This is a genomic window from Aquabacterium sp. CECT 9606, assembly GCF_918741295.1.
Lineage (GTDB): Bacteria > Pseudomonadota > Gammaproteobacteria > Burkholderiales > Burkholderiaceae_C > Aquabacterium.
Genome location: NZ_CAKKNB010000001.1, coordinates 415,461 through 431,720, shown reverse-complemented (window position 1 = coordinate 431,720; position 16,260 = coordinate 415,461). Strand labels below are relative to the sequence as shown.

Annotated in this window: 18 protein-coding genes; 9 read left to right on the top strand and 9 right to left on the bottom strand. The window is 63.6% G+C overall.

Annotation, left to right across the window (positions count from 1 at the left end; all coding sequences use genetic code 11):
• Window positions 1–3 precede the first annotated feature (3 nt).
• The 3 genes from glmU to ttcA are packed head-to-tail and all read right to left on the bottom strand — an operon-like array spanning window position 4 to window position 3,030.
• The gene (glmU, locus tag LQ232_RS01975; protein ID WP_230178316.1) at window positions 4–1,398 is read right to left on the bottom strand and encodes a bifunctional UDP-N-acetylglucosamine diphosphorylase/glucosamine-1-phosphate N-acetyltransferase GlmU; all 1,395 of its coding nucleotides are present in this window, start codon (window positions 1,396–1,398) and stop codon (window positions 4–6) included.
• A 26-nt stretch (window positions 1,399–1,424) separates the two neighbouring features.
• A complete protein-coding gene (locus LQ232_RS01970; protein WP_230178314.1) occupies window positions 1,425–2,042 on the bottom strand; it encodes a DUF4136 domain-containing protein in 618 nt (205 codons plus the stop codon).
• A 19-nt stretch (window positions 2,043–2,061) separates the two neighbouring features.
• Complete coding sequence (ttcA, locus tag LQ232_RS01965; RefSeq protein WP_230178312.1) at window positions 2,062–3,030, bottom strand: tRNA 2-thiocytidine(32) synthetase TtcA; 969 nt, start codon at window positions 3,028–3,030, stop codon at window positions 2,062–2,064.
• Window positions 3,031–3,161: 131 nt separating this feature from the next.
• On the opposite strand from ttcA, the gene LQ232_RS01960 reads away from it, so the two are divergent.
• Window positions 3,162–4,451, top strand: coding sequence for a hypothetical protein (locus LQ232_RS01960; protein WP_230178303.1), 1,290 nt, complete (start codon window positions 3,162–3,164; stop codon window positions 4,449–4,451).
• Between the two features lie 21 nt (window positions 4,452–4,472).
• Here the strand turns inward: LQ232_RS01960 and LQ232_RS01955 are convergent, their stop codons facing one another.
• Both LQ232_RS01955 and LQ232_RS01950 read right to left on the bottom strand, forming a co-directional pair.
• Window positions 4,473–4,844 (bottom strand): dihydroneopterin aldolase, encoded by a 372-nt coding sequence (locus LQ232_RS01955; RefSeq protein ID WP_230178301.1) that lies wholly within the window; start codon window positions 4,842–4,844, stop codon window positions 4,473–4,475.
• 9 nt (window positions 4,845–4,853) lie between these two features.
• Window positions 4,854–5,642 carry an SDR family oxidoreductase gene (locus LQ232_RS01950; RefSeq protein ID WP_230178292.1) on the bottom strand — a complete coding sequence of 263 codons (789 nt, stop codon included), beginning with the start codon at window positions 5,640–5,642 and terminating at the stop codon, window positions 4,854–4,856.
• Here LQ232_RS01950 and LQ232_RS01945 point away from each other — a divergent pair.
• Window positions 5,641–6,840, top strand: a complete 1,200-nt coding sequence (locus LQ232_RS01945; RefSeq protein ID WP_371820056.1) for a class I SAM-dependent methyltransferase — start codon at window positions 5,641–5,643, stop codon at window positions 6,838–6,840. The two genes, LQ232_RS01950 and LQ232_RS01945, sit on opposite strands and share 2 nt — an antisense overlap.
• Here LQ232_RS01945 and LQ232_RS01940 read toward each other — a convergent pair.
• On the bottom strand, window positions 6,809–7,735 hold the full coding sequence (locus LQ232_RS01940; RefSeq protein WP_230178291.1) for a DUF535 family protein: 927 nt from the start codon (window positions 7,733–7,735) through the stop codon (window positions 6,809–6,811). The genes LQ232_RS01945 and LQ232_RS01940 overlap by 32 nt on opposite strands.
• Window positions 7,736–7,857: 122 nt before the next feature.
• On the opposite strand from LQ232_RS01940, the gene lpxC reads away from it, so the two are divergent.
• Together lpxC and LQ232_RS01930 are read left to right on the top strand one after the other, a co-directional pair.
• On the top strand, window positions 7,858–8,793 hold the full coding sequence (lpxC, locus tag LQ232_RS01935; RefSeq protein WP_230178289.1) for a UDP-3-O-acyl-N-acetylglucosamine deacetylase: 936 nt from the start codon (window positions 7,858–7,860) through the stop codon (window positions 8,791–8,793).
• A gap of 7 nt (window positions 8,794–8,800) precedes the next feature.
• Window positions 8,801–8,986, top strand: a complete 186-nt coding sequence (locus LQ232_RS01930) for a hypothetical protein (protein WP_230178287.1) — start codon at window positions 8,801–8,803, stop codon at window positions 8,984–8,986.
• A gap of 12 nt (window positions 8,987–8,998) precedes the next feature.
• On the opposite strand, the gene LQ232_RS01925 is transcribed toward LQ232_RS01930, so the two are convergent.
• Window positions 8,999–9,760 carry a hypothetical protein gene (locus tag LQ232_RS01925; RefSeq protein ID WP_230178285.1) on the bottom strand — a complete coding sequence of 254 codons (762 nt, stop codon included), beginning with the start codon at window positions 9,758–9,760 and terminating at the stop codon, window positions 8,999–9,001.
• A 180-nt stretch (window positions 9,761–9,940) separates the two neighbouring features.
• Between LQ232_RS01925 and LQ232_RS01920 the strand changes: the two genes are divergently transcribed.
• A complete protein-coding gene (locus LQ232_RS01920) occupies window positions 9,941–10,681 on the top strand; it encodes a hypothetical protein (protein ID WP_230178283.1) in 741 nt (246 codons plus the stop codon).
• A 24-nt stretch (window positions 10,682–10,705) separates the two neighbouring features.
• Here the strand turns inward: LQ232_RS01920 and LQ232_RS01915 are convergent, their stop codons facing one another.
• Window positions 10,706–11,956 carry a polyhydroxyalkanoate depolymerase gene (locus LQ232_RS01915; protein WP_230178280.1) on the bottom strand — a complete coding sequence of 417 codons (1,251 nt, stop codon included), beginning with the start codon at window positions 11,954–11,956 and terminating at the stop codon, window positions 10,706–10,708.
• 60 nt (window positions 11,957–12,016) lie between these two features.
• Between LQ232_RS01915 and LQ232_RS01910 the strand changes: the two genes are divergently transcribed.
• On the top strand, window positions 12,017–12,817 hold the full coding sequence (locus LQ232_RS01910; protein ID WP_230178270.1) for a glutathione S-transferase family protein: 801 nt from the start codon (window positions 12,017–12,019) through the stop codon (window positions 12,815–12,817).
• A gap of 7 nt (window positions 12,818–12,824) precedes the next feature.
• Here the strand turns inward: LQ232_RS01910 and LQ232_RS01905 are convergent, their stop codons facing one another.
• Entirely contained in the window at window positions 12,825–13,247 is a 423-nt protein-coding gene (locus LQ232_RS01905) for a cupin domain-containing protein (RefSeq protein ID WP_230178268.1), read from the bottom strand.
• A 107-nt stretch (window positions 13,248–13,354) separates the two neighbouring features.
• Between LQ232_RS01905 and LQ232_RS01900 the strand changes: the two genes are divergently transcribed.
• The 3 genes from LQ232_RS01900 (at window position 13,355) to LQ232_RS01890 (ending at window position 16,248) form a co-directional block, all read left to right on the top strand.
• Window positions 13,355–14,107 (top strand): UPF0149 family protein, encoded by a 753-nt coding sequence (locus LQ232_RS01900; protein ID WP_230178266.1) that lies wholly within the window; start codon window positions 13,355–13,357, stop codon window positions 14,105–14,107.
• Window positions 14,108–14,173: 66 nt separating this feature from the next.
• Window positions 14,174–15,424 (top strand): nitrate/nitrite transporter, encoded by a 1,251-nt coding sequence (locus LQ232_RS01895; RefSeq protein WP_230178264.1) that lies wholly within the window; start codon window positions 14,174–14,176, stop codon window positions 15,422–15,424.
• A gap of 11 nt (window positions 15,425–15,435) precedes the next feature.
• Window positions 15,436–16,248 carry a metallophosphoesterase gene (locus LQ232_RS01890; protein ID WP_230178261.1) on the top strand — a complete coding sequence of 271 codons (813 nt, stop codon included), beginning with the start codon at window positions 15,436–15,438 and terminating at the stop codon, window positions 16,246–16,248.
• Window positions 16,249–16,260 lie beyond the last annotated feature (12 nt).

The window sequence follows — 16,260 nt, the reverse complement described above, 5'->3', positions numbered from 1 at the left end:
TTTTCAGCGTTTGATCTTTTCCGGGCGCTGCCAACCGGCCAATGAGACCTGTTTGGCGCGCGCCACGGTGAGCTGGCCCGCTGGCGCGTCCTTGCCCAAGGTGCTGCCGCCGCCAATGGTGGCGCCATCGCCCACCGTGATGGGCGCCACCAGCACGCAGTTGGAGCCGACCTGCACATCGTTGCCGATCACGGTGCGGTGCTTGTTGGCACCGTCGTAGTTGGCGGTGATGCTGCCCGCACCGTAGTTGACACGTTCACCCACGGTGGCGTCGCCCAGGTAGGCCAGGTGGTTGGCCTTGGCACCGCGGCCCAGCGTTGAATTCTTGACCTCGACAAAGTTGCCGATGTGGACCTCGGGGCCCAGTTGCGCACCAGGGCGCAAGCGCGCGAAGGGGCCGATGATCGAGCCCTCGCCCACCGTGGCACCCAGGGTGTCACCATCGATGTGCGTGAAAGGCTGGATGACCACGCCCGCGCCAATGGTGGCGTTGCGGATCACGCAATTGGCACCAATCTGAACGCGGTCGCCCACGGTCACGGTGCCTTCAAACACGCAGTTGACGTCGATGTCCACATCCTGGCCGCATTGCAGCGTGCCACGCACGTCAAAGCGGGCCGGGTCGGCCAGGCGCACGCCTTGTTCCATCAGGCGCGCGGCCTGTGCGCGCTGGTGGCGGCGCTCCAGCTCGGCCAGTTGCAGCGGGCTGTTCACGCCCAGCACCTCGACCTCGTCGCGCGGCTGGGCGGCCACCACGGCCACGCCATCGGCCTGGGCCAGCGAGACGACATCGGTGAGGTAGTACTCGCCCTGCGCGTTCTGGTTGGTCAGCTTGGACAGCCAGTGCTTGAGCTGCGCCGTGGGCGCGGCCATCACGCCGGTGTAGACCTCGGTGATGGCGCGCTGGGCTTCGGTGGCGTCCTTGTGCTCGACGATGGCCAGCACCTTCTGGCCCGAGGCATCGCGCACGATGCGGCCGTAGCCGGTGGGGTCGGGCAGGTGGATGGTCAGCAAAGCCAGCTTGTCGCCGCCGCTGGCCTCCACCAAGGCGCGCGCGGTGGCGGCTTCGATCAAAGGGGTGTCGCCGTTCAGGATCAGGGTGGTGCCTTCATTCGGCAGCACGGGCACGGCCTGTTGCACGGCGTGGCCGGTGCCCAGTTGGGGCTCCTGCCGCACGAAGCTCAAGGGCAGGCTGCTGAAGGCCTGGCGCATCGTGGTCTCGACCTGTTCGGCCCCGTGCCCGGTGATCACGATCTGCTGCTGGGCCGACAAGCCCGCCGTGGTGCTGATGACGTGAGACAACATGGGGCGACCGGCGATTTTGTGCAGCACCTTGGGGTGGGCCGACTTCATGCGGGTGCCCTTGCCGGCAGCCATGATGACAATGGAAAGCGACATGGGATCCTACTGGTGACTGAGAATAATTATGGTTGATTATCCAGTGGGACGGACACGATGCGCGGGCTGATGGCCGGAAGCGGGAAATCCTTGAGCGCGGCGGCAAACATGGGCGCCATCATGCGCTCGTCCCAACCGCCGTTTTGCTGGCGCACGGCGTGGGTTTCGTACAAGACCTTGGTGGTTTTCTTGTCACGGATCAGCAGGTCGACCTGCATCTCGCTCAAAGGCGGCTCGAGCGACATGCCCAGGCCAAAGCCAAAGCGGCTGCCCCCGCCGTACCAACTGCCAAAGCCCACGCGGCCATACGGCCCATAAGGGCCCCAACGGTCGCGCCAAGGGCGCTGGTACAGGCGAGATTGCATGGCCACTTGCACCATCACATCGGCCGCCTCGGGTTTGGCGGCGGGCTTGAAGCCGGCGGCGGCCAGGGCCGGGGCCGCGGCGGCCTCCACGTTGGCCTGCAAGGGCGCGTCCACCTGTTGCGACGGCAGGCGCTCGAAGGCATAGGTGGTGGCCGAAGGCTGGCGGTCCGCCGGCCAATTGCCAAAGCTGGAGACCTCGCTGGTCACTGAATGCAAAGCCGCGCAACCGCTGAGGGCGGCGGCACCCACCACCAACAGCGCGGCGGCGGCTCTTCTCATCCAGCGGTGCGAAGTGTGGTCAGGCATCTTGGGATCGGATGTTCACGATGGAGATTTTGGACTCGCCCACTGGGCCGCAGTTCTCTTCTTCGTCAAAGGCGATGTCGCCGCCCGCCACGGGCTGGCCAGAGGCCTTGATGGTGGTGAAGGGGTAGAGGCTACGGTCCATCAGGTGCGAGGGCACGATGTTGGACAAGGCCGTGAACATGTTGTCCACCCGCCCCGGGAATTTGCGATCCCACTCGTTGATCATTTCGCGCATTTGCTGGCGTTGCAGGCCGTCCTGGCTGCCACACAGGTTGCAGGGAATGATGGGGAACTGACGGTGTTCAGCATAGGTGGCCAAGTCCTTCTCGGCACAGTAGGCCATGGGACGAATGACCACGTGGTCACCGTTGTCAGTGACCAGCTTGGGCGGCATGCCCTTGAGCTTGGAGCCGAAGAACATGTTCATGAACAGCGTTTGCAGCATATCGTCGCGGTGGTGGCCCAGCGCGATCTTGGTGCAGCCCAACTCGGAGGCCACGCGGTACAGGATGCCCCGGCGCAGGCGTGAGCACAGGCTGCACGTGGTTTTGCCTTCGGGGATGACGCGCTTGACCACGCTGTAGGTGTCTTGCTCTTCGATGCGGAAGGGCACGCCCACCTTGGTCAGGTATTCGGGCAGCACGTGCTCCGGAAAACCTGGCTGCTTCTGGTCCAGGTTGACGGCCACCAGCTCAAAAGCCACAGGCGCGCGCTTTTGCAGGTTCATCAGCACATCGAGCATGGCGTAGCTGTCCTTGCCGCCAGACATGCAGACCATGACCTTGTCGCCACCTTCGATCATGTTGAAGTCGGTGATGGCCTGGCCGACCTGGCGGTGCAAGCGCTTGGAGAGTTTTTGCGCCTCGAAAGCCTGCTTCTTGGCTTTGGCGTCTTCGGCCTTGGCTTCGTCAGTGCGGGAGATGAAATCGGGCGGGTTTGGGGAGAGTACGGCGGCGTTCATCCCCGGATTTTCGCCGATCTGGCGCGATCTGGCCAATCCGGACGAAAAGTCGATGGGGAATACCTTGTCAATGTCATTTAACGCACAGGGTTACATTGCACCCACGAGCACACACCACAGGGAAGTTTTCAATGTCCTTTCACTGCCCCACCGCCATGGCCACCTTGCTGGCCGCCGCCCTGACCGCAGGCTTCAGCACCGCCGCCCTGGCCCAGTCGGCTTACACCATGACCGTGCTGGGCAAACCCACGGGCGCCTACTCCTTCGTGCCAATCACGCTGGACGACCAAGGTGTGGTGCGTGGCGCCATGTATTACAGATCAGGGGTGAAACTCGTCCGTTTCACGTTCCTCCCGGCTTATTTGTACCAGGCCGTGTCCTGGAACGGCACCACGGCCACGGCGCCAGCCACCCTGGGCGGCAAGTACCTCTTCCCCAAGCTCGCCAACAACAGCGGCTGGCAGGTCGGCCCCTTCAACAAAACATCGGAGCTGGGCAGCTCGGTGTCGCCTGAGGTTTTCCCCAGCGCGACCACCATCTATGGCAGCTCTTTCCGAGGCGCCAATGTTTTTGCACCCGGCTCAGTGGGTTCAACCACCATGTTGCGCAAGGGCACCGTTGACACTGACCTGTCGGCGCTGCTGGCCAAGAGCCTGGGCAACTCCAACACCAGCAGCTTCAAAAGCATGTTTTCCGCGAAGGGCATGAACAATGCCGGAGCGATCGTCGGCGTCTTCAACCGCCCCGTGAGCGCAAGCGGCGAGGTCAATTTCGTGAGCACACCACTGGTGTTCAGCAACGGCACCTACACCACACTGGAGATCGGCCCCTACCAGAGCCTGTCTCCAATCGACATCAACGATGCGGGCACGGTGGTGGGGACCGTCCTTCGCAACGACCCCAGCGCGGGCTACCAAAGCTTGCCTGCGCTGTGGGTCAACCAACGCCTGACCACCGTGGGTGATGTCAGCCTGTCGCGCCACAAGCCTTTGAGCATCAACAACGCTGGGCAGGTCTTGCTGGTCGGCGACAACGGCATGTCTTTGACCGTCAGCCCTTTGGATTTTGAGCGGCAACTGCGATCCAGCAGCATGGTCTGGGCGAACAACAGCGTGACCCCCTTGGTCAGCCCCAACAATGATGGGGTTCAAGCGACTGCCATGAATGACCAAGGCACCGTGGTGGGCTGCATCTTGAGCGCCTCTGGCCCCCAAACGGTGGACGCCCGGCCATTCATCTGGAAAAACGGCGCGCTGCTGGATTTGACCCAGGAGTGGGCCAGCAAAGGCGTGAGCCTGCCCGCAGGCACCCGATGGGGCTGCCCCCTGGCCATCAACAACAGCGGCTCGGTCCTCATTTACCACTACACAAGCACTTTGCCCACGACCTTCACGTGGGCGCGCGTCAACGCCAAACCTTGACAAGGCGGGGCACCGGTCAGATCACCACTGCCCGGTTTCCATGCTGATGGCCACTTCACAGTCGTCAAAGATCTCCAGCTTGGCGATCTTGACGCGCACACCCAGCACGCCGGGCAGGTCCATCAGGCGCAGGCACAGCTTGCCGATCATGGATTCGAGCAGGTTGACGTGCGTGGCGGTGCACTCTTCGATGATGATGCTGCGCACGCGGCGATAGTCCAGCACGTGGGTGATGTCGTCGTCACGCGGCATCAAAGGCTGGCTGCCCATGTTCAGCTCGGCATCGACCAGGATGGGCTGCGTGTCGGTCAGCTCGTGGGCCAGCAGGCCCAGCTTGGCGTCAAAGCGCAAGCCGCGCAGGTTCAGGATCTGGTTGCCTCGGGTCAGCGACATGGCGCGTCCTCACATTTTTGAAAAATCGCGGTCGAACCGCTGAAGGTGTTGGCCGCCATCGACCAGCAGAGTGGTCCCGGTGATGGAGCGGTTGGACAGCGCGAAGGCCACGGTGGCCGCCACGTCTTGCGCGGTGGATGAGCGACCCAGGGGCGACAGCTTGTGCAATTGCTCAAATCTCTCGCCCTGCAGGGATTCGCTGGTCAAGGTCAGGCCGGGGGCCACGCCCACCACGCGCACACGCGGCGCCAGGCTCAGGGCCAGCAAGGTGGTGGCGGACTCGAGTGCGGCTTTCGACAAGGTGTAGCTCAGGAAATCCGGGTTGGGGTTCCACAGCTTCTGGTCCAGCATGTTGACCACGGCGGCATTGGTACCAGGCCGAGTGGCCATGTGGTCGGCCAGGGCCTGCGCCAGCACGATGGCGGGCGCGGTGTTGGCACGCAGGTGGCGCTCGAGCATGGCGTAGGTGAAGGTGGCGCTGTCGTCAAAATCAAAGGTGGAGGCACTGTTGACCACGGCATCAAGCGAGCCCAGGGCTTGCACGGCCTGCGGCACCAGCAGACGGCAGGCGGCCTCGATCGACAGGTCGGCCTGCAGCACCACGGCGCGCCGGCCCAGGGCCTGGATGTCCGATGCGGTGGCCTGGGCATCGGCCACCGAACTGCGGCAATGCACGGCCACATCCCAGCCTTGCAAGGCCAGGGTCAAGGCGATGTCACGGCCCAGGCGCTTGCCAGCCCCGGTGACCAGGGCGGCGCGCGGCGTTGACGGTGAGGGGAATGCGGTGGAATCGGGCATGGACTTTCTACAATGGCGCATGAACCGCCAAGATCCGACTGAGCACAGTGTAGTGTCCGCCCCCTTGAACGCCCACCCGGTGGCCCGATTGATCCGTGACGAGATCCGCCAGCGCGGCGGCTGGATGCGCTTTGAGCGCTTCATGGAACTGGCGCTGTACACCCCCGGCCTGGGCTATTACAGCAGCGGCCGGCGCGTGCTGGGCCACATGCCGCAAGATGGCAGCGACTTCGTGACCGCCCCCGAGTTGACGCCCCTCTTTGGCCGGACCCTGGCCACCCAGGTGACCGAAGCGCTGGAAGCCACCGGCACCGATGAGGTCTGGGAATTTGGCGCGGGCAGTGGCGCCTTGGCCATCCAGTTGCTGGGCGACCTGGGTGACCGCATCCAGCGTTACACCATCGTCGACCTGTCGGGCACCTTGCGTGACCGGCAGCACCACACCCTGGTCAAAGCGCTGCCCGAGATGGCCCACAAGGTGGTCTGGGCCGACAGCCTGCCCGAGCAATTGCAAGGCGTGGTCGTGGGCAACGAGGTGCTGGACGCCATGCCCGTGCACCTGTTGACCTGGACGGGCGAGCAATGGCTGGAGCGTGGCGTGGGCCTGGCTGGCCCAGAGGATGAGGCCGCTTTTGTGTGGGCCGATCAGCCCGCGCCCGCAGGTGCCCGTGCACCCACCGAACGCCCCGACAGCGAGTTCATGCCTGGCACCGTGGTCGAAACCCATGGCCAGGCCGAGGCCTTCATCGCCACCCTGGCGCAACGCATGACGCGGGGGGCCGCCTTCTTCATCGACTACGGCTTTCCCGAGAGCGAGTACTACCACCCGCAGCGCACCGGGGGCACGCTGATGTGCCACCAGGGCCACCGCAGCGACCCCGACCCCTTGACTGATGTGGGCGACAAGGACATCACCACGCACGTGAACTTCACCGGCATTGCCTTGTCAGGCCAGGAAAACGGCTGGGAGGTGCTGGGCTACACCACGCAAGGGCGCTTCTTGAGCAACTGCGGCCTGCTCGCCCAATTGGGCGACGGCGGTGGCACCTCGGCGGCCGACTTCAAGACCCGTGCCGCCGCGCAAATGCTGATCGCCGAGCACGAGATGGGCGAGCTGTTCAAGGTGATCGGCTTTGTCAAAGGCCCGTGGTTTGACGCCGTGGGCTTCAGCCAGGGCGACCGCACCCACACACTGTGAGTGGGCGCAGAGCCGCTTGGGCTTCGTCCGAGACGCTTCTTTTGAGTTCGCGTTTGGCCAAGGTGCGGCCGCGGTGGTTGGCCTTGATCAGGCCAATGGGCTTTTCAGCCAGGGGCAGGCCCAGCAGGTAATGCCCACCTTCGGCGCGCACGCCATGGAACTTCTTCCAGAAATCGGCATAGCTGTCGCTGGTGTTCAAGGCCAACAGGCTTTGGTAGGACAGGCTGTTTTCAACGCCCACGCCGGCCACCATGCTGATCCCCAAAGCACTGGCAAGGCCCGCCATGCCGGCCATCAGCAAATCGGCGGGCGCCACATCGCGGCAAGTGCGCGTGGCTTGTCGGATCTGCTCAAAGCGATCGGGGTAGCCCTGCACCTGACCCACGTACAGAACATGGCTGGAGGTTCTGGCATTCAACGCCAAAAGAGGCGCCTTGACCACCGAGAAGGCCATGCGGTAAAGCGGGCAGCCGTCCATCTTGAAAACCAGCGTCAGGTCACCCTCGCGGTGCGGGCAGGGGCCGCCGACCGAAATGGAGAACACGCTGCCATCGATCTCGCACTTCCACAGCGTCATGGCATCGCTGAGCACGCGCTGGAAAAAACTGGCGTGCAGCGCCTGGTTGAGGAAGTCGTAATGCCCCACCAGCATTTGCTGGCGCACCTGCCGGTCAAACTTCATCGACAGGTAGGGCAAGGTGTAGCGGTACACCGCGCGGGAATAGGTTTTCAACAGATCACGGGTGTGCACGCCGGAAATGGCCTTCACCACCTCGCGGTGCTGCCGCACTTTCAACGCCACCTCCAGCAACCTCAGGACCGTGCCGATCACGCCCACGCCCAGGGCTCCACGGGGTGAGTTGGATGTGTTGGGAAGAGTGAGGATGGTGGGCATAGCACCCATATTTACATTTGTTAACAAAAGGTGCCATTCGGAAAGACGCTTGGTTCACGTGCCACCGCAGGGCGAATATCCCGATCGAGCGTGCTTTTCGCACTGCGCCGATAATCACGCCCATGCTGCAACAACGCACCCTCAAATCCCTGACACGCGCCGTGGGCGTGGGGCTGCACAGCGGCCAGCGGGTCGAATTGACACTGCGGCCGGCCCCCGTGGACACCGGCATCGTGTTCCGAAGGGTGGACCTGGCCCACCCGGTGGACATCCCCGTCAACGCGATGGCGGTGTGCGACACGCGCATGGCTTCCACCATCTCACCCGGGGGCGATCCGGGCCTGGCCAAGGTCAACACGATCGAACACCTGATGTCGGCCTGCGCCGGACTGGGCTTGGACAACCTGATCGTGGACATCACGGCCGAAGAAGTCCCCATCCTGGATGGCTCCTCGGCCGCTTTTGTGTACCTGCTGCAAAGCGCGGGCATCGAACTGCAAAAAGCGCCCAAGCGCTTCATCAAGGTGAACAAGCCGGTGGAAGTGCGCGAAGGCGAAGGCCGCACCCTGAAATGGGCCCGCCTGGACCCGTACCACGGCTACAAGCTGGCTTTCGAGATCGACTTTGACCACCCTGCCGTTGACCAGACCGGGCAACGGGTCGAGTTCGATTTTGGCAGCGGCCAGTACAAGCGCGACATTGCGCGCGCCCGCACCTTTGGTTTCGCCAAGGACTTCGAGGTGATGCGCTCGCGCGGGCTGGGCCTGGGCGGCAGCATGGACAACGCCATCGTGATCGATGACCACCGCGTGCTCAACAGCGACGGCTTGCGCTACGACGACGAGTTCGTCAAGCACAAGATCCTGGATGCGATTGGCGACTTGTACGTGGTGGGCCGCCCGCTGTTGGCCGCCTACAGCGCCTACAAGTCAGGCCACGCCATGAACAATGTGTTGTTGCGCGCCTTGTTGGCCGACCCATCGGCCTACGAGATCGTCACCTTTGACGACGAGGCCGAAGCCCCCAAGGGCATGGCCGAACTGGCCCCTGCCTGGTGACTCACCGATGATCTTGTTCCGCTGGATGGTTTTGCTGATGGCCTTGGCCATGGTGCTGTGCCTGGCCGCCTACACGGTGACGGGCCAGGTCATCTGGCGCCAGCGGGCTGTGCTGATGCTCAAATGGATGGTGGTGCTGGGCCTGGGCTTTTTTGGCCTGTTGATCCTGCGCCGCGCCGCCGTGTTCATCTGAGCACCTGACGCCTCAGGCACGTGCGTGCCGGGCCCTGGCCAGGCCAATGCCCACCAGGCCCAAGGCGGTCAAGGCCAGGGTGGCGCCTTCAGGCACGGGGGACACCGACGCCGAGATGGTCATCTGATCCAGGTTCATGACGATGAGGCCAGTGACTGCGGGATCGCCATTGAGGGGTTGCCCATTGATGGCCAAACCGCTCCAGGCCAACGCCGGGAAGTTGCCCTGCGCCAGATCTGCGGCGCTGCTGGTGAAGGTGATATCGAAAGGATGGTCGCCCGGCGTATCCACCCTCGAGTCAGGATACTGGCCCATGCCGGACAGCGTGACATTCGCTGCGCCGGCGAGGGTGAACACGCCCTGGAAACGCACCGAGACGCTGTTGAGCACATACCCAGGCGCGGCCACTGCGGTCAGGTTGGAGACAGTGTGCATGCCATAGACGCTTTCAGTACGCCCGCTGTAGCCCGTGCTGGAGTAATAGGCCGGATCAAAGGTGATGGCTTGCCCATCGGCCGTTTGAACCACATCGGCCAGCGGCAGGTTCAAACTGCCATGGCCATACTCCCCGTCAAACACCGCCGCGTTGGGCGAAGAACTGACGCCTTGCGCATTGAACACGACGTTGCCCAGGCTCAGACTGCAGTCGGCATACCCGGAGACGGTGGGGCTGCAAACCGTTTGGCTGTTGGCGGCACTGGCACTGCCAGCCGCGACCAATAAAACAGCGTGGATCGCCCAAGCGGTGGCGTGGCGAATGGTGTGCTTGCTCATGTTGTTCACGTGCGCTCCCTGATTTGTATGAATGAGGGTCTACCTTAACGCGCCGATTTTGAAGGCACTGAGCGGGCAAACCCTGAATCGCGGGGGTGCCCGCCGAGCCCGCCTCGGGCTTGCGCAGCGATAATCAAAGCCCATGTCGCAGAGCATCGGACATGTTCAGGGAGAAAACACATGCAATTTTTGAAAACCGCCATGGTGGTGGCATCGGTGGTGAGCTTGTGCAGCCTGGCTGCTTGCGGTGGTGGCAATGACCCCGATTCGTCAACACCCAATCGTTTCGGTCAAGGTGTGGCCGCGCCCGCCAACACGGTGGAGGTCGTCACCAGCACCAGCGCGGCACCAGCCACAGGCAGTTATCCCCTCGATACCGGCTACACCAATGCCTCGGGCCTGGTGAACATCACTGGACATGTGATCGAGTGGGTCTCTCCCGAGAGCACCCCCTTCGACAGCGTCATCTTCTTTTCCCAGAACGATCCACGCAAATTTGCCGTCGGCTTGTTCAACTCGTTCCCCGAGAGAGCCTATCGGTGTGTCAGTGCCGTGTGGAGCAGCGACGAGTTGCTGGAGCTCGCTGAAGTGTTCGGCATCGCCAACATTGCCAGCGTTCAGAAATGCCCCAGCAACATCACCATCGACGCGGCCGGGCACCACGTCAGCTTCAGCAATTGGACATTGTTGAGCGACGACCTGGCCGAATCGATGAAGGTCAGCCTCAATGTCAGCTGGTCGCTCCAGAACGGCACCTTGAACCCGCCGGGTGGCAGCGGCAGTGGCTCCACAAGCTCGGGCTCCGTGATCAGCACGGGCGGCTCAATCAGCCTCCCGCCAGGCTCGCTTGGCATCTCGATTCGCGAGCAGACCGACCTGTCGTCACTCGAACGCAACCTGGAACTCAGCAACTCACGCTGATGCTCCACGCCACCGCGGCGGCCCTCACACCGCCGTCTGGTGGATCACATCCCGCACGCGCGGGTAGATTTCGTTCTGCCAGCGCCGGCCGCTGAACACGCCGTAGTGGCCCACGCCAGTCTGCACGTGCTGCGTGCGCCAATAGGGGCGCACCGAGGTGCACAGGTCTTGCGCGGCCACGGTCTGGCCCACGGCGCAGATGTCGTCACGTTCGCCTTCCACGGTGAACAGGGCCGTGCGGCGGATGGCTTGGGGCTCGACCTTGACGCCGCGGTACATCAGCTCGCCACGCGGCAAGTCGTAGTCCTGGAAGACGACGCGCACGGTCTCGAGGTAGAACTCGGCGGGCAAGTCACTGACCGCGAAATACTCTTCGTAGAAGGCCTTGGTGTGGGCGGCCTTTTCGTGCTCACCCAGAGCGATGAACTGGTACATGTCCTGGAAGGCCTTGATGTGGCGCTCCATGTTCATGCTCAGGAAAGCCGACAGCTGCACGAAGCCCGGGTACACCTTGCGGAAGGCGCCCTTCTGCCCCAGCGGCACGGTGTGGATCATCTTGGATTCGAACCAGCTCATGGGCTTGCTGATGGCCAGCTCATTCACCGCCGTCGGGTTGACGCGGCAATCGATGGGGCCGGCCATCAGCGTCAGGCTGCGCGGCTGGGCGGGGTGGGCGTCTTGCGCCATCAGTGATGCGGCGGCCAGCGAGGCCACGCAGGGCTGGCAGATGGCCATCAAGTGCGATCCGGGGCCCATGCGGTCCAGGAACTTGATCAGATGCTCGGTGTATTCGTCCAGGCCGAAACGGCCATGGCGGATCGGCACGTCGCGGGCGTTGTGCCAATCGGTGATGTAGACGTCGTGGTCTTGCAGCAAGGTCTTGACCGTGTCGCGCAGCAAGGTGGCGAAATGGCCTGACATGGGGGCCACCAGCAGCACACGGGGTTGATCCAGGTCCCGGTCTTTCTTGAAATGCAGCAGTGTGGCAAAAGGCGTGACCATGGCGGCCTCTTCGGTGATGCCGCACTCCAGGCCTTGGGACACCACGGTGGGCAGATCAAAAGAAGGCCGGGCATGGGTCAGGCGCAAGCGCGCCACCACTTCGCTGGCCGCGGCCAGGCTGCGGGTCAGCAAGCCCCCGGCGGCCAGCTCCGACACCGAGCTTTGGCTGGCACCCTCGGGCAGCACATGGTGCATCCAGTCGGACATGCCCTGGGCCATCACGCGCCATGGCTCAAGCACGTTGTGCTGAGTCTGATAAGTGGTGTACAGCATGAGCGGATCCTGGGTTGGCAACGTTGCCCAGTGACCTGCAAGTTGCGCGCCACATGCAACATGGCACGTCCCTTGCAGGTTGTGTGCCCCATCGGCTTCGCCACTCGTTTCAACCCACACACCATGGCCACCACCGCCTCTGCCCCCGCGCGCACCCGCGCTGCCCCCAAGGTCGCCACCAAGTCGGCGGCCAAGGTGCCAACCACCACCACGACGCTGACCATCACGAGCAAGAACTACTCGTCATGGTCATTGCGGGGTTGGTTGGTCACGCGCTTTTCGGGCCTGGATTTCGTGGAGAACGTGCTGCCGCCGGATGATCCGTCCACGCGGGCCGAGATTCTTCTGCTGTCATCCTCCATCCTGGTGCCTTGCCTCACGCACGACGGCATCAAGGTGTGGGACACGCTGGCCATCGCCGAATACCTCAACGAGGTGTGCCCCAAGGCCGGCCTGCTGCCAGCCGATGCCAAGGCGCGGGCGCACTGCCGCGCCATCTGCGGCGAGATGCATTCGGGCTTCAGCGCGCTGCGCTCATCCTTGCCCATGAACCTGCGCGGGCACTTTCCCAAGTTCAAGATCTGGTCGCGCGCGCAAGCCGACATCGACCACATTTGCAACATCTGGCGCGATTGCCTGGACACCTACGGCGGCCCCTACCTGTTCGGCAAGAAGCGCACCGTGGCCGACGCGATGTACGCGCCCGTCTGTACACGCTTCGCCACGTACGACGTGAAGCTCGACGCTGCCTGCGCCGACTACTGCAATCTGATGCTGCAGGAGCCGGAGATGAAGGAGTGGTTCAGCGCCGCCAAGGCCGAGAAGATCGACAACATCGACGAACTCGACGTGGAGTTCTGAGTCGCATTCACTTCCAGGGCGTGGGGGCCGGTATGTCGCACACCGGCTCCACGTCGATGGATTTGAAATCCGCCGGGCTGACGATTTCCAGGTATTCCATGTCGGGTGAGTAATCGAACAGGTAGTGGCGAACGCCCGGGCGCTGGTGCACGCAATCACCGGCCTTGACCAGCGTTTCCTGGTCCTCATACATGAAGCGGGCCCAGCCCTTGGTCATGATCACGATCTGGAACTCGGCCTCGTGGCGGTGCCATCCGGTGCCCGTTTCGGGCGCGTGGTTGGCCTTCACCAGGTGCGCGATCACCTTGCCGTTGGTGGCATCGGCGATCCCCAAGTCCTTGTAAAGGAAGAAATCCCTCAATCCGTCAGACCGCCAATCCGTGTCTTCAGGGTGGACGTGGGAAAATTTGGTCGACGTGGTGTCAAGCATGGTGCATCCTTTCTGAGCCGTGACAGCGACTCCACAGACAACGCATAAAGCATTCCCGGCACAATCCCCTCTTTGGACACCCGTCCGCCCGACCTTTCGCCCCCACCATGACCACGCCTTCCACCCAACCCACCAACAAGCCCAATTCGGCCCCTCCCTTGAGCGATGCCGACATCAACGAGCTGGACGACCTGCTCGCCGCCGTGCCCGCGCCGCTCGAGGCGGTCGATGCCGTGATGCTGGACGGCTACCTGTGCGGCATCTTGGTGCAACCGGTGCTGTTGACGCCCGAACAATGGCTGCCGCCCATCTTTGGTGAGAGCGGCCAGGTACCGGCCCCCGCCGAAGGCTGGACCGCAGCACAAAACACGCGCCTGCTGGCGCTGATCGAGCGCCGCCGCGAAGAGATCCTGCGCGGCATCCTGGAAAACAGCTGGTTCGACCCCATCGTGCCGCAACTGGAAGACGACGATGGCAATTTGCTGACCGGCAAGGACGCCATGGAAGGCCTGGGCTACTGGGTGGCCGGCTTCGAATGGGCGCTGGCCAACTTCCCGCAGCTGGAAGACTTGGGCAAGCCCGGTGTGCCCGACCTGCTCGATTCACTGTGGCGCCACTTGCCCGAGCAGGACGAAACCCAGGCCGAGATGACCAAGGCCCTGGACCAGGAACACCCCTTGCGCAACCTGGACGAAGGCATCCAGCAACTGGTGTTCGACGTGGTGGACCTGGCCGAAGTGGGCGTGGCCGAGCGCATCAAGGTGACCACCGTGAAGCATGAGACCCCCAAGCTGGGTCGCAACGACCCCTGCCATTGCGGCAGTGGCAAGAAGTTCAAGCAGTGCCACGGCGCGACCTGAGCTGACTGACCCGCCACGCGCACAGCTCTTGCTTGTCCGAATGACCGGAACATTCAGGAGCGTGTCGTGGCTGATTTCAAGGTTTTCCTGCGCTCAGGACACTGGCCCACCCTGCTGGCCGCCTTCCTGTACTTCGACTTCACGTTCGCGATCTGGGTCTTGAATGGGGCGATGGCCCCCTTCATCAGCGAGACTTTCGACCTGGACGCCGCCCAGAAGGGCTTCATGGTGTCCGTGCCCATCATTGCCGGGGCGCTCATGCGCTTTCCGCTGGGCGTGCTCTCGCAGTACATCGGCCGCAAGAACGCGGCGATGGTCGAGATGAGCCTGATCGTTGTGGCCCTTTTGTATGGCTACCTCTTCGTCAACACGCACGGTGAGGTCCTGGCCATGGGCGTGCTGCTGGGCATCGCCGGGGGCAGTTTTGGGGTGGCGCTGTCATTGGGATCGGGCTGGTTCCCCCCCAAATACAAGGGTCTGGCCATGGGCATTGCCGGCGCGGGCAACTCGGGCACGGTACTGGCCGTGCTGTTCGCACCACCGCTGGCCGTTGCGTATGGCTGGACCACGGTCTATGGCCTGGCCGCTGGCACCATGCTGATGCCCATGATCGTGATGTGGTTCTGCGCCAAGGAGCCGCCCGATGTCGAAGAACACCAGACCTTGCGCGAGCACACTGCCTGCCTGTTCGAGAAAGACGGCTGGTCCTTCAGCCTGATCTACGTCATCACCTTTGGCGGCTTCATCGGCCTGGCCAGCTTCCTGCCCACCTACTTCTACGACCAGTTCAAGGTCACCAAGGTTGAAGCGGGACAACTCACCATGCTGGCCACCTTGATGGGCTCGGCGGTGCGGGTGGTGGGCGGCTATGTGTCCGACCGCATTGGCGGCATCAACACCCTGAGCGGCGTGCTGGTGCTGGTGTGCATCACGTTGGTGTTGTGCGGCATGGCGGGCTCATCCGTCACCGCGACCACCTTGCTCTTCATGCTGTGCTTCGCGGCCCTGGGAGCGGGCAACGGGGCCTTGTTCCAGCTGGTGCCTTTGCGCTGGCCTTTGACCACCGCGGTGGCCGGCTCGATGATCGGCGAGATCGGCGCCCTGGGGGGTGGCTTCATCCCCAATGCCATGGGGCAGTCCAAACAGCTCACCGGCAATTATCTGTGGGGCTTCATCGCCTTCGCCGTGCTGGCCGCCTTGATGCTGCTGATGCTGCGCACGGTGCAGGTCCGGTGGACGCGCACCTGGGCCGAGAAGGGCGGCCGGGCGCGGCCCACGGCGGCCCTTGGCAACAGGGGGAAAAGCAGCCTCGTATAGACTGCGGCGCGATGCGCCTACAGTTGATGTCCGACCTCCACCTGGAGCGATACCCCGATTTCCAGCCCAAGGCCGCGCCCGGTGCGGACGTGCTCGTGCTGGCCGGCGACATCGGCTCCTACCAGAGCGGCTCGCGTTTGGCAGACGACGATTTCGGCTTGGCCCGCTTTTCAACGCTGGCGCCCAACGCCCCCTGGAAGCACGTGCTCTTCGTGCCTGGCAACCACGAGTTTGATGGCCTGGAGTTCGACGAGACTTATGCGCGCCTGCAGGCCACCTGCCAACGCCACGGCATCACCTGGCTGGATCGCGAGGTGGTCAAGCTGGGCTCGGTGCGCTTCGTGGGCACCACGCTGTGGAGCGACTTCGACGCGCTGGTGGACCCGCAAGCCCCGCTGACCAAGCAGCTGCAGGTGCGCGACAAGGCCTTCAGGGCCGCGAATTTCTACCTGCGCAAGAACACCACGCTCAAGCAAGGCGAGCCTGTGCTGGCCGAAGCCATCCGCGAGATGTCACTGCAATGCCAGGCCTGGTTGCGCCAGGCGCTGTCGGTGCCTTTCGAGGGCAGCACCGTGGTGGTCACGCATTTCGCGCCCACCTTGCAAAGCGCCGATCCCCGCTATGGCCTGATGCCCGGAACGGCCGGCTTTTGCAATTCGCACGACGACCTGCTGCCACTGGCCCAGGTGTGGGCCCACGGCCACCTGCATTGCGCCCACGACTACCAGCACCGGGGATGCCGTGTGGTGGCCAACCCCCGGGGCTATGCCAGCAAGGGCGAGCAGGCTGCCTTCCGCGACGACTTGGTCATCCAGCTGGCCTGAAACTATCATGCT

What these genes read in the sequence shown, in the direction of transcription:
- glmU (WP_230178316.1), bottom strand. Translation starts at nt 1,398, where the DNA reads ATGTCGCTTTCCATTGTCATCATGGCTGCCGGCAAGGGCACCCGCATG.
- LQ232_RS01970 (WP_230178314.1), bottom strand. Translation starts at nt 2,042, where the DNA reads ATGAGAAGAGCCGCCGCCGCGCTGTTGGTGGTGGGTGCCGCCGCCCTC.
- ttcA (WP_230178312.1), bottom strand. Translation starts at nt 3,030, where the DNA reads ATGAACGCCGCCGTACTCTCCCCAAACCCGCCCGATTTCATCTCCCGC.
- LQ232_RS01960 (WP_230178303.1), top strand. Translation starts at nt 3,162, where the DNA reads ATGTCCTTTCACTGCCCCACCGCCATGGCCACCTTGCTGGCCGCCGCC.
- LQ232_RS01955 (WP_230178301.1), bottom strand. Translation starts at nt 4,844, where the DNA reads ATGTCGCTGACCCGAGGCAACCAGATCCTGAACCTGCGCGGCTTGCGC.
- LQ232_RS01945 (WP_371820056.1), top strand. Translation starts at nt 5,641, where the DNA reads ATGGACTTTCTACAATGGCGCATGAACCGCCAAGATCCGACTGAGCAC.
- LQ232_RS01950 (WP_230178292.1), bottom strand. Translation starts at nt 5,642, where the DNA reads ATGCCCGATTCCACCGCATTCCCCTCACCGTCAACGCCGCGCGCCGCC.
- LQ232_RS01940 (WP_230178291.1), bottom strand. Translation starts at nt 7,735, where the DNA reads ATGCCCACCATCCTCACTCTTCCCAACACATCCAACTCACCCCGTGGA.
- lpxC (WP_230178289.1), top strand. Translation starts at nt 7,858, where the DNA reads ATGCTGCAACAACGCACCCTCAAATCCCTGACACGCGCCGTGGGCGTG.
- LQ232_RS01930 (WP_230178287.1), top strand. Translation starts at nt 8,801, where the DNA reads ATGATCTTGTTCCGCTGGATGGTTTTGCTGATGGCCTTGGCCATGGTG.
- LQ232_RS01925 (WP_230178285.1), bottom strand. Translation starts at nt 9,760, where the DNA reads ATGAGCAAGCACACCATTCGCCACGCCACCGCTTGGGCGATCCACGCT.
- LQ232_RS01920 (WP_230178283.1), top strand. Translation starts at nt 9,941, where the DNA reads ATGCAATTTTTGAAAACCGCCATGGTGGTGGCATCGGTGGTGAGCTTG.
- LQ232_RS01915 (WP_230178280.1), bottom strand. Translation starts at nt 11,956, where the DNA reads ATGCTGTACACCACTTATCAGACTCAGCACAACGTGCTTGAGCCATGG.
- LQ232_RS01910 (WP_230178270.1), top strand. Translation starts at nt 12,017, where the DNA reads ATGGCACGTCCCTTGCAGGTTGTGTGCCCCATCGGCTTCGCCACTCGT.
- LQ232_RS01905 (WP_230178268.1), bottom strand. Translation starts at nt 13,247, where the DNA reads ATGCTTGACACCACGTCGACCAAATTTTCCCACGTCCACCCTGAAGAC.
- LQ232_RS01900 (WP_230178266.1), top strand. Translation starts at nt 13,355, where the DNA reads ATGACCACGCCTTCCACCCAACCCACCAACAAGCCCAATTCGGCCCCT.
- LQ232_RS01890 (WP_230178261.1), top strand. Translation starts at nt 15,436, where the DNA reads ATGCGCCTACAGTTGATGTCCGACCTCCACCTGGAGCGATACCCCGAT.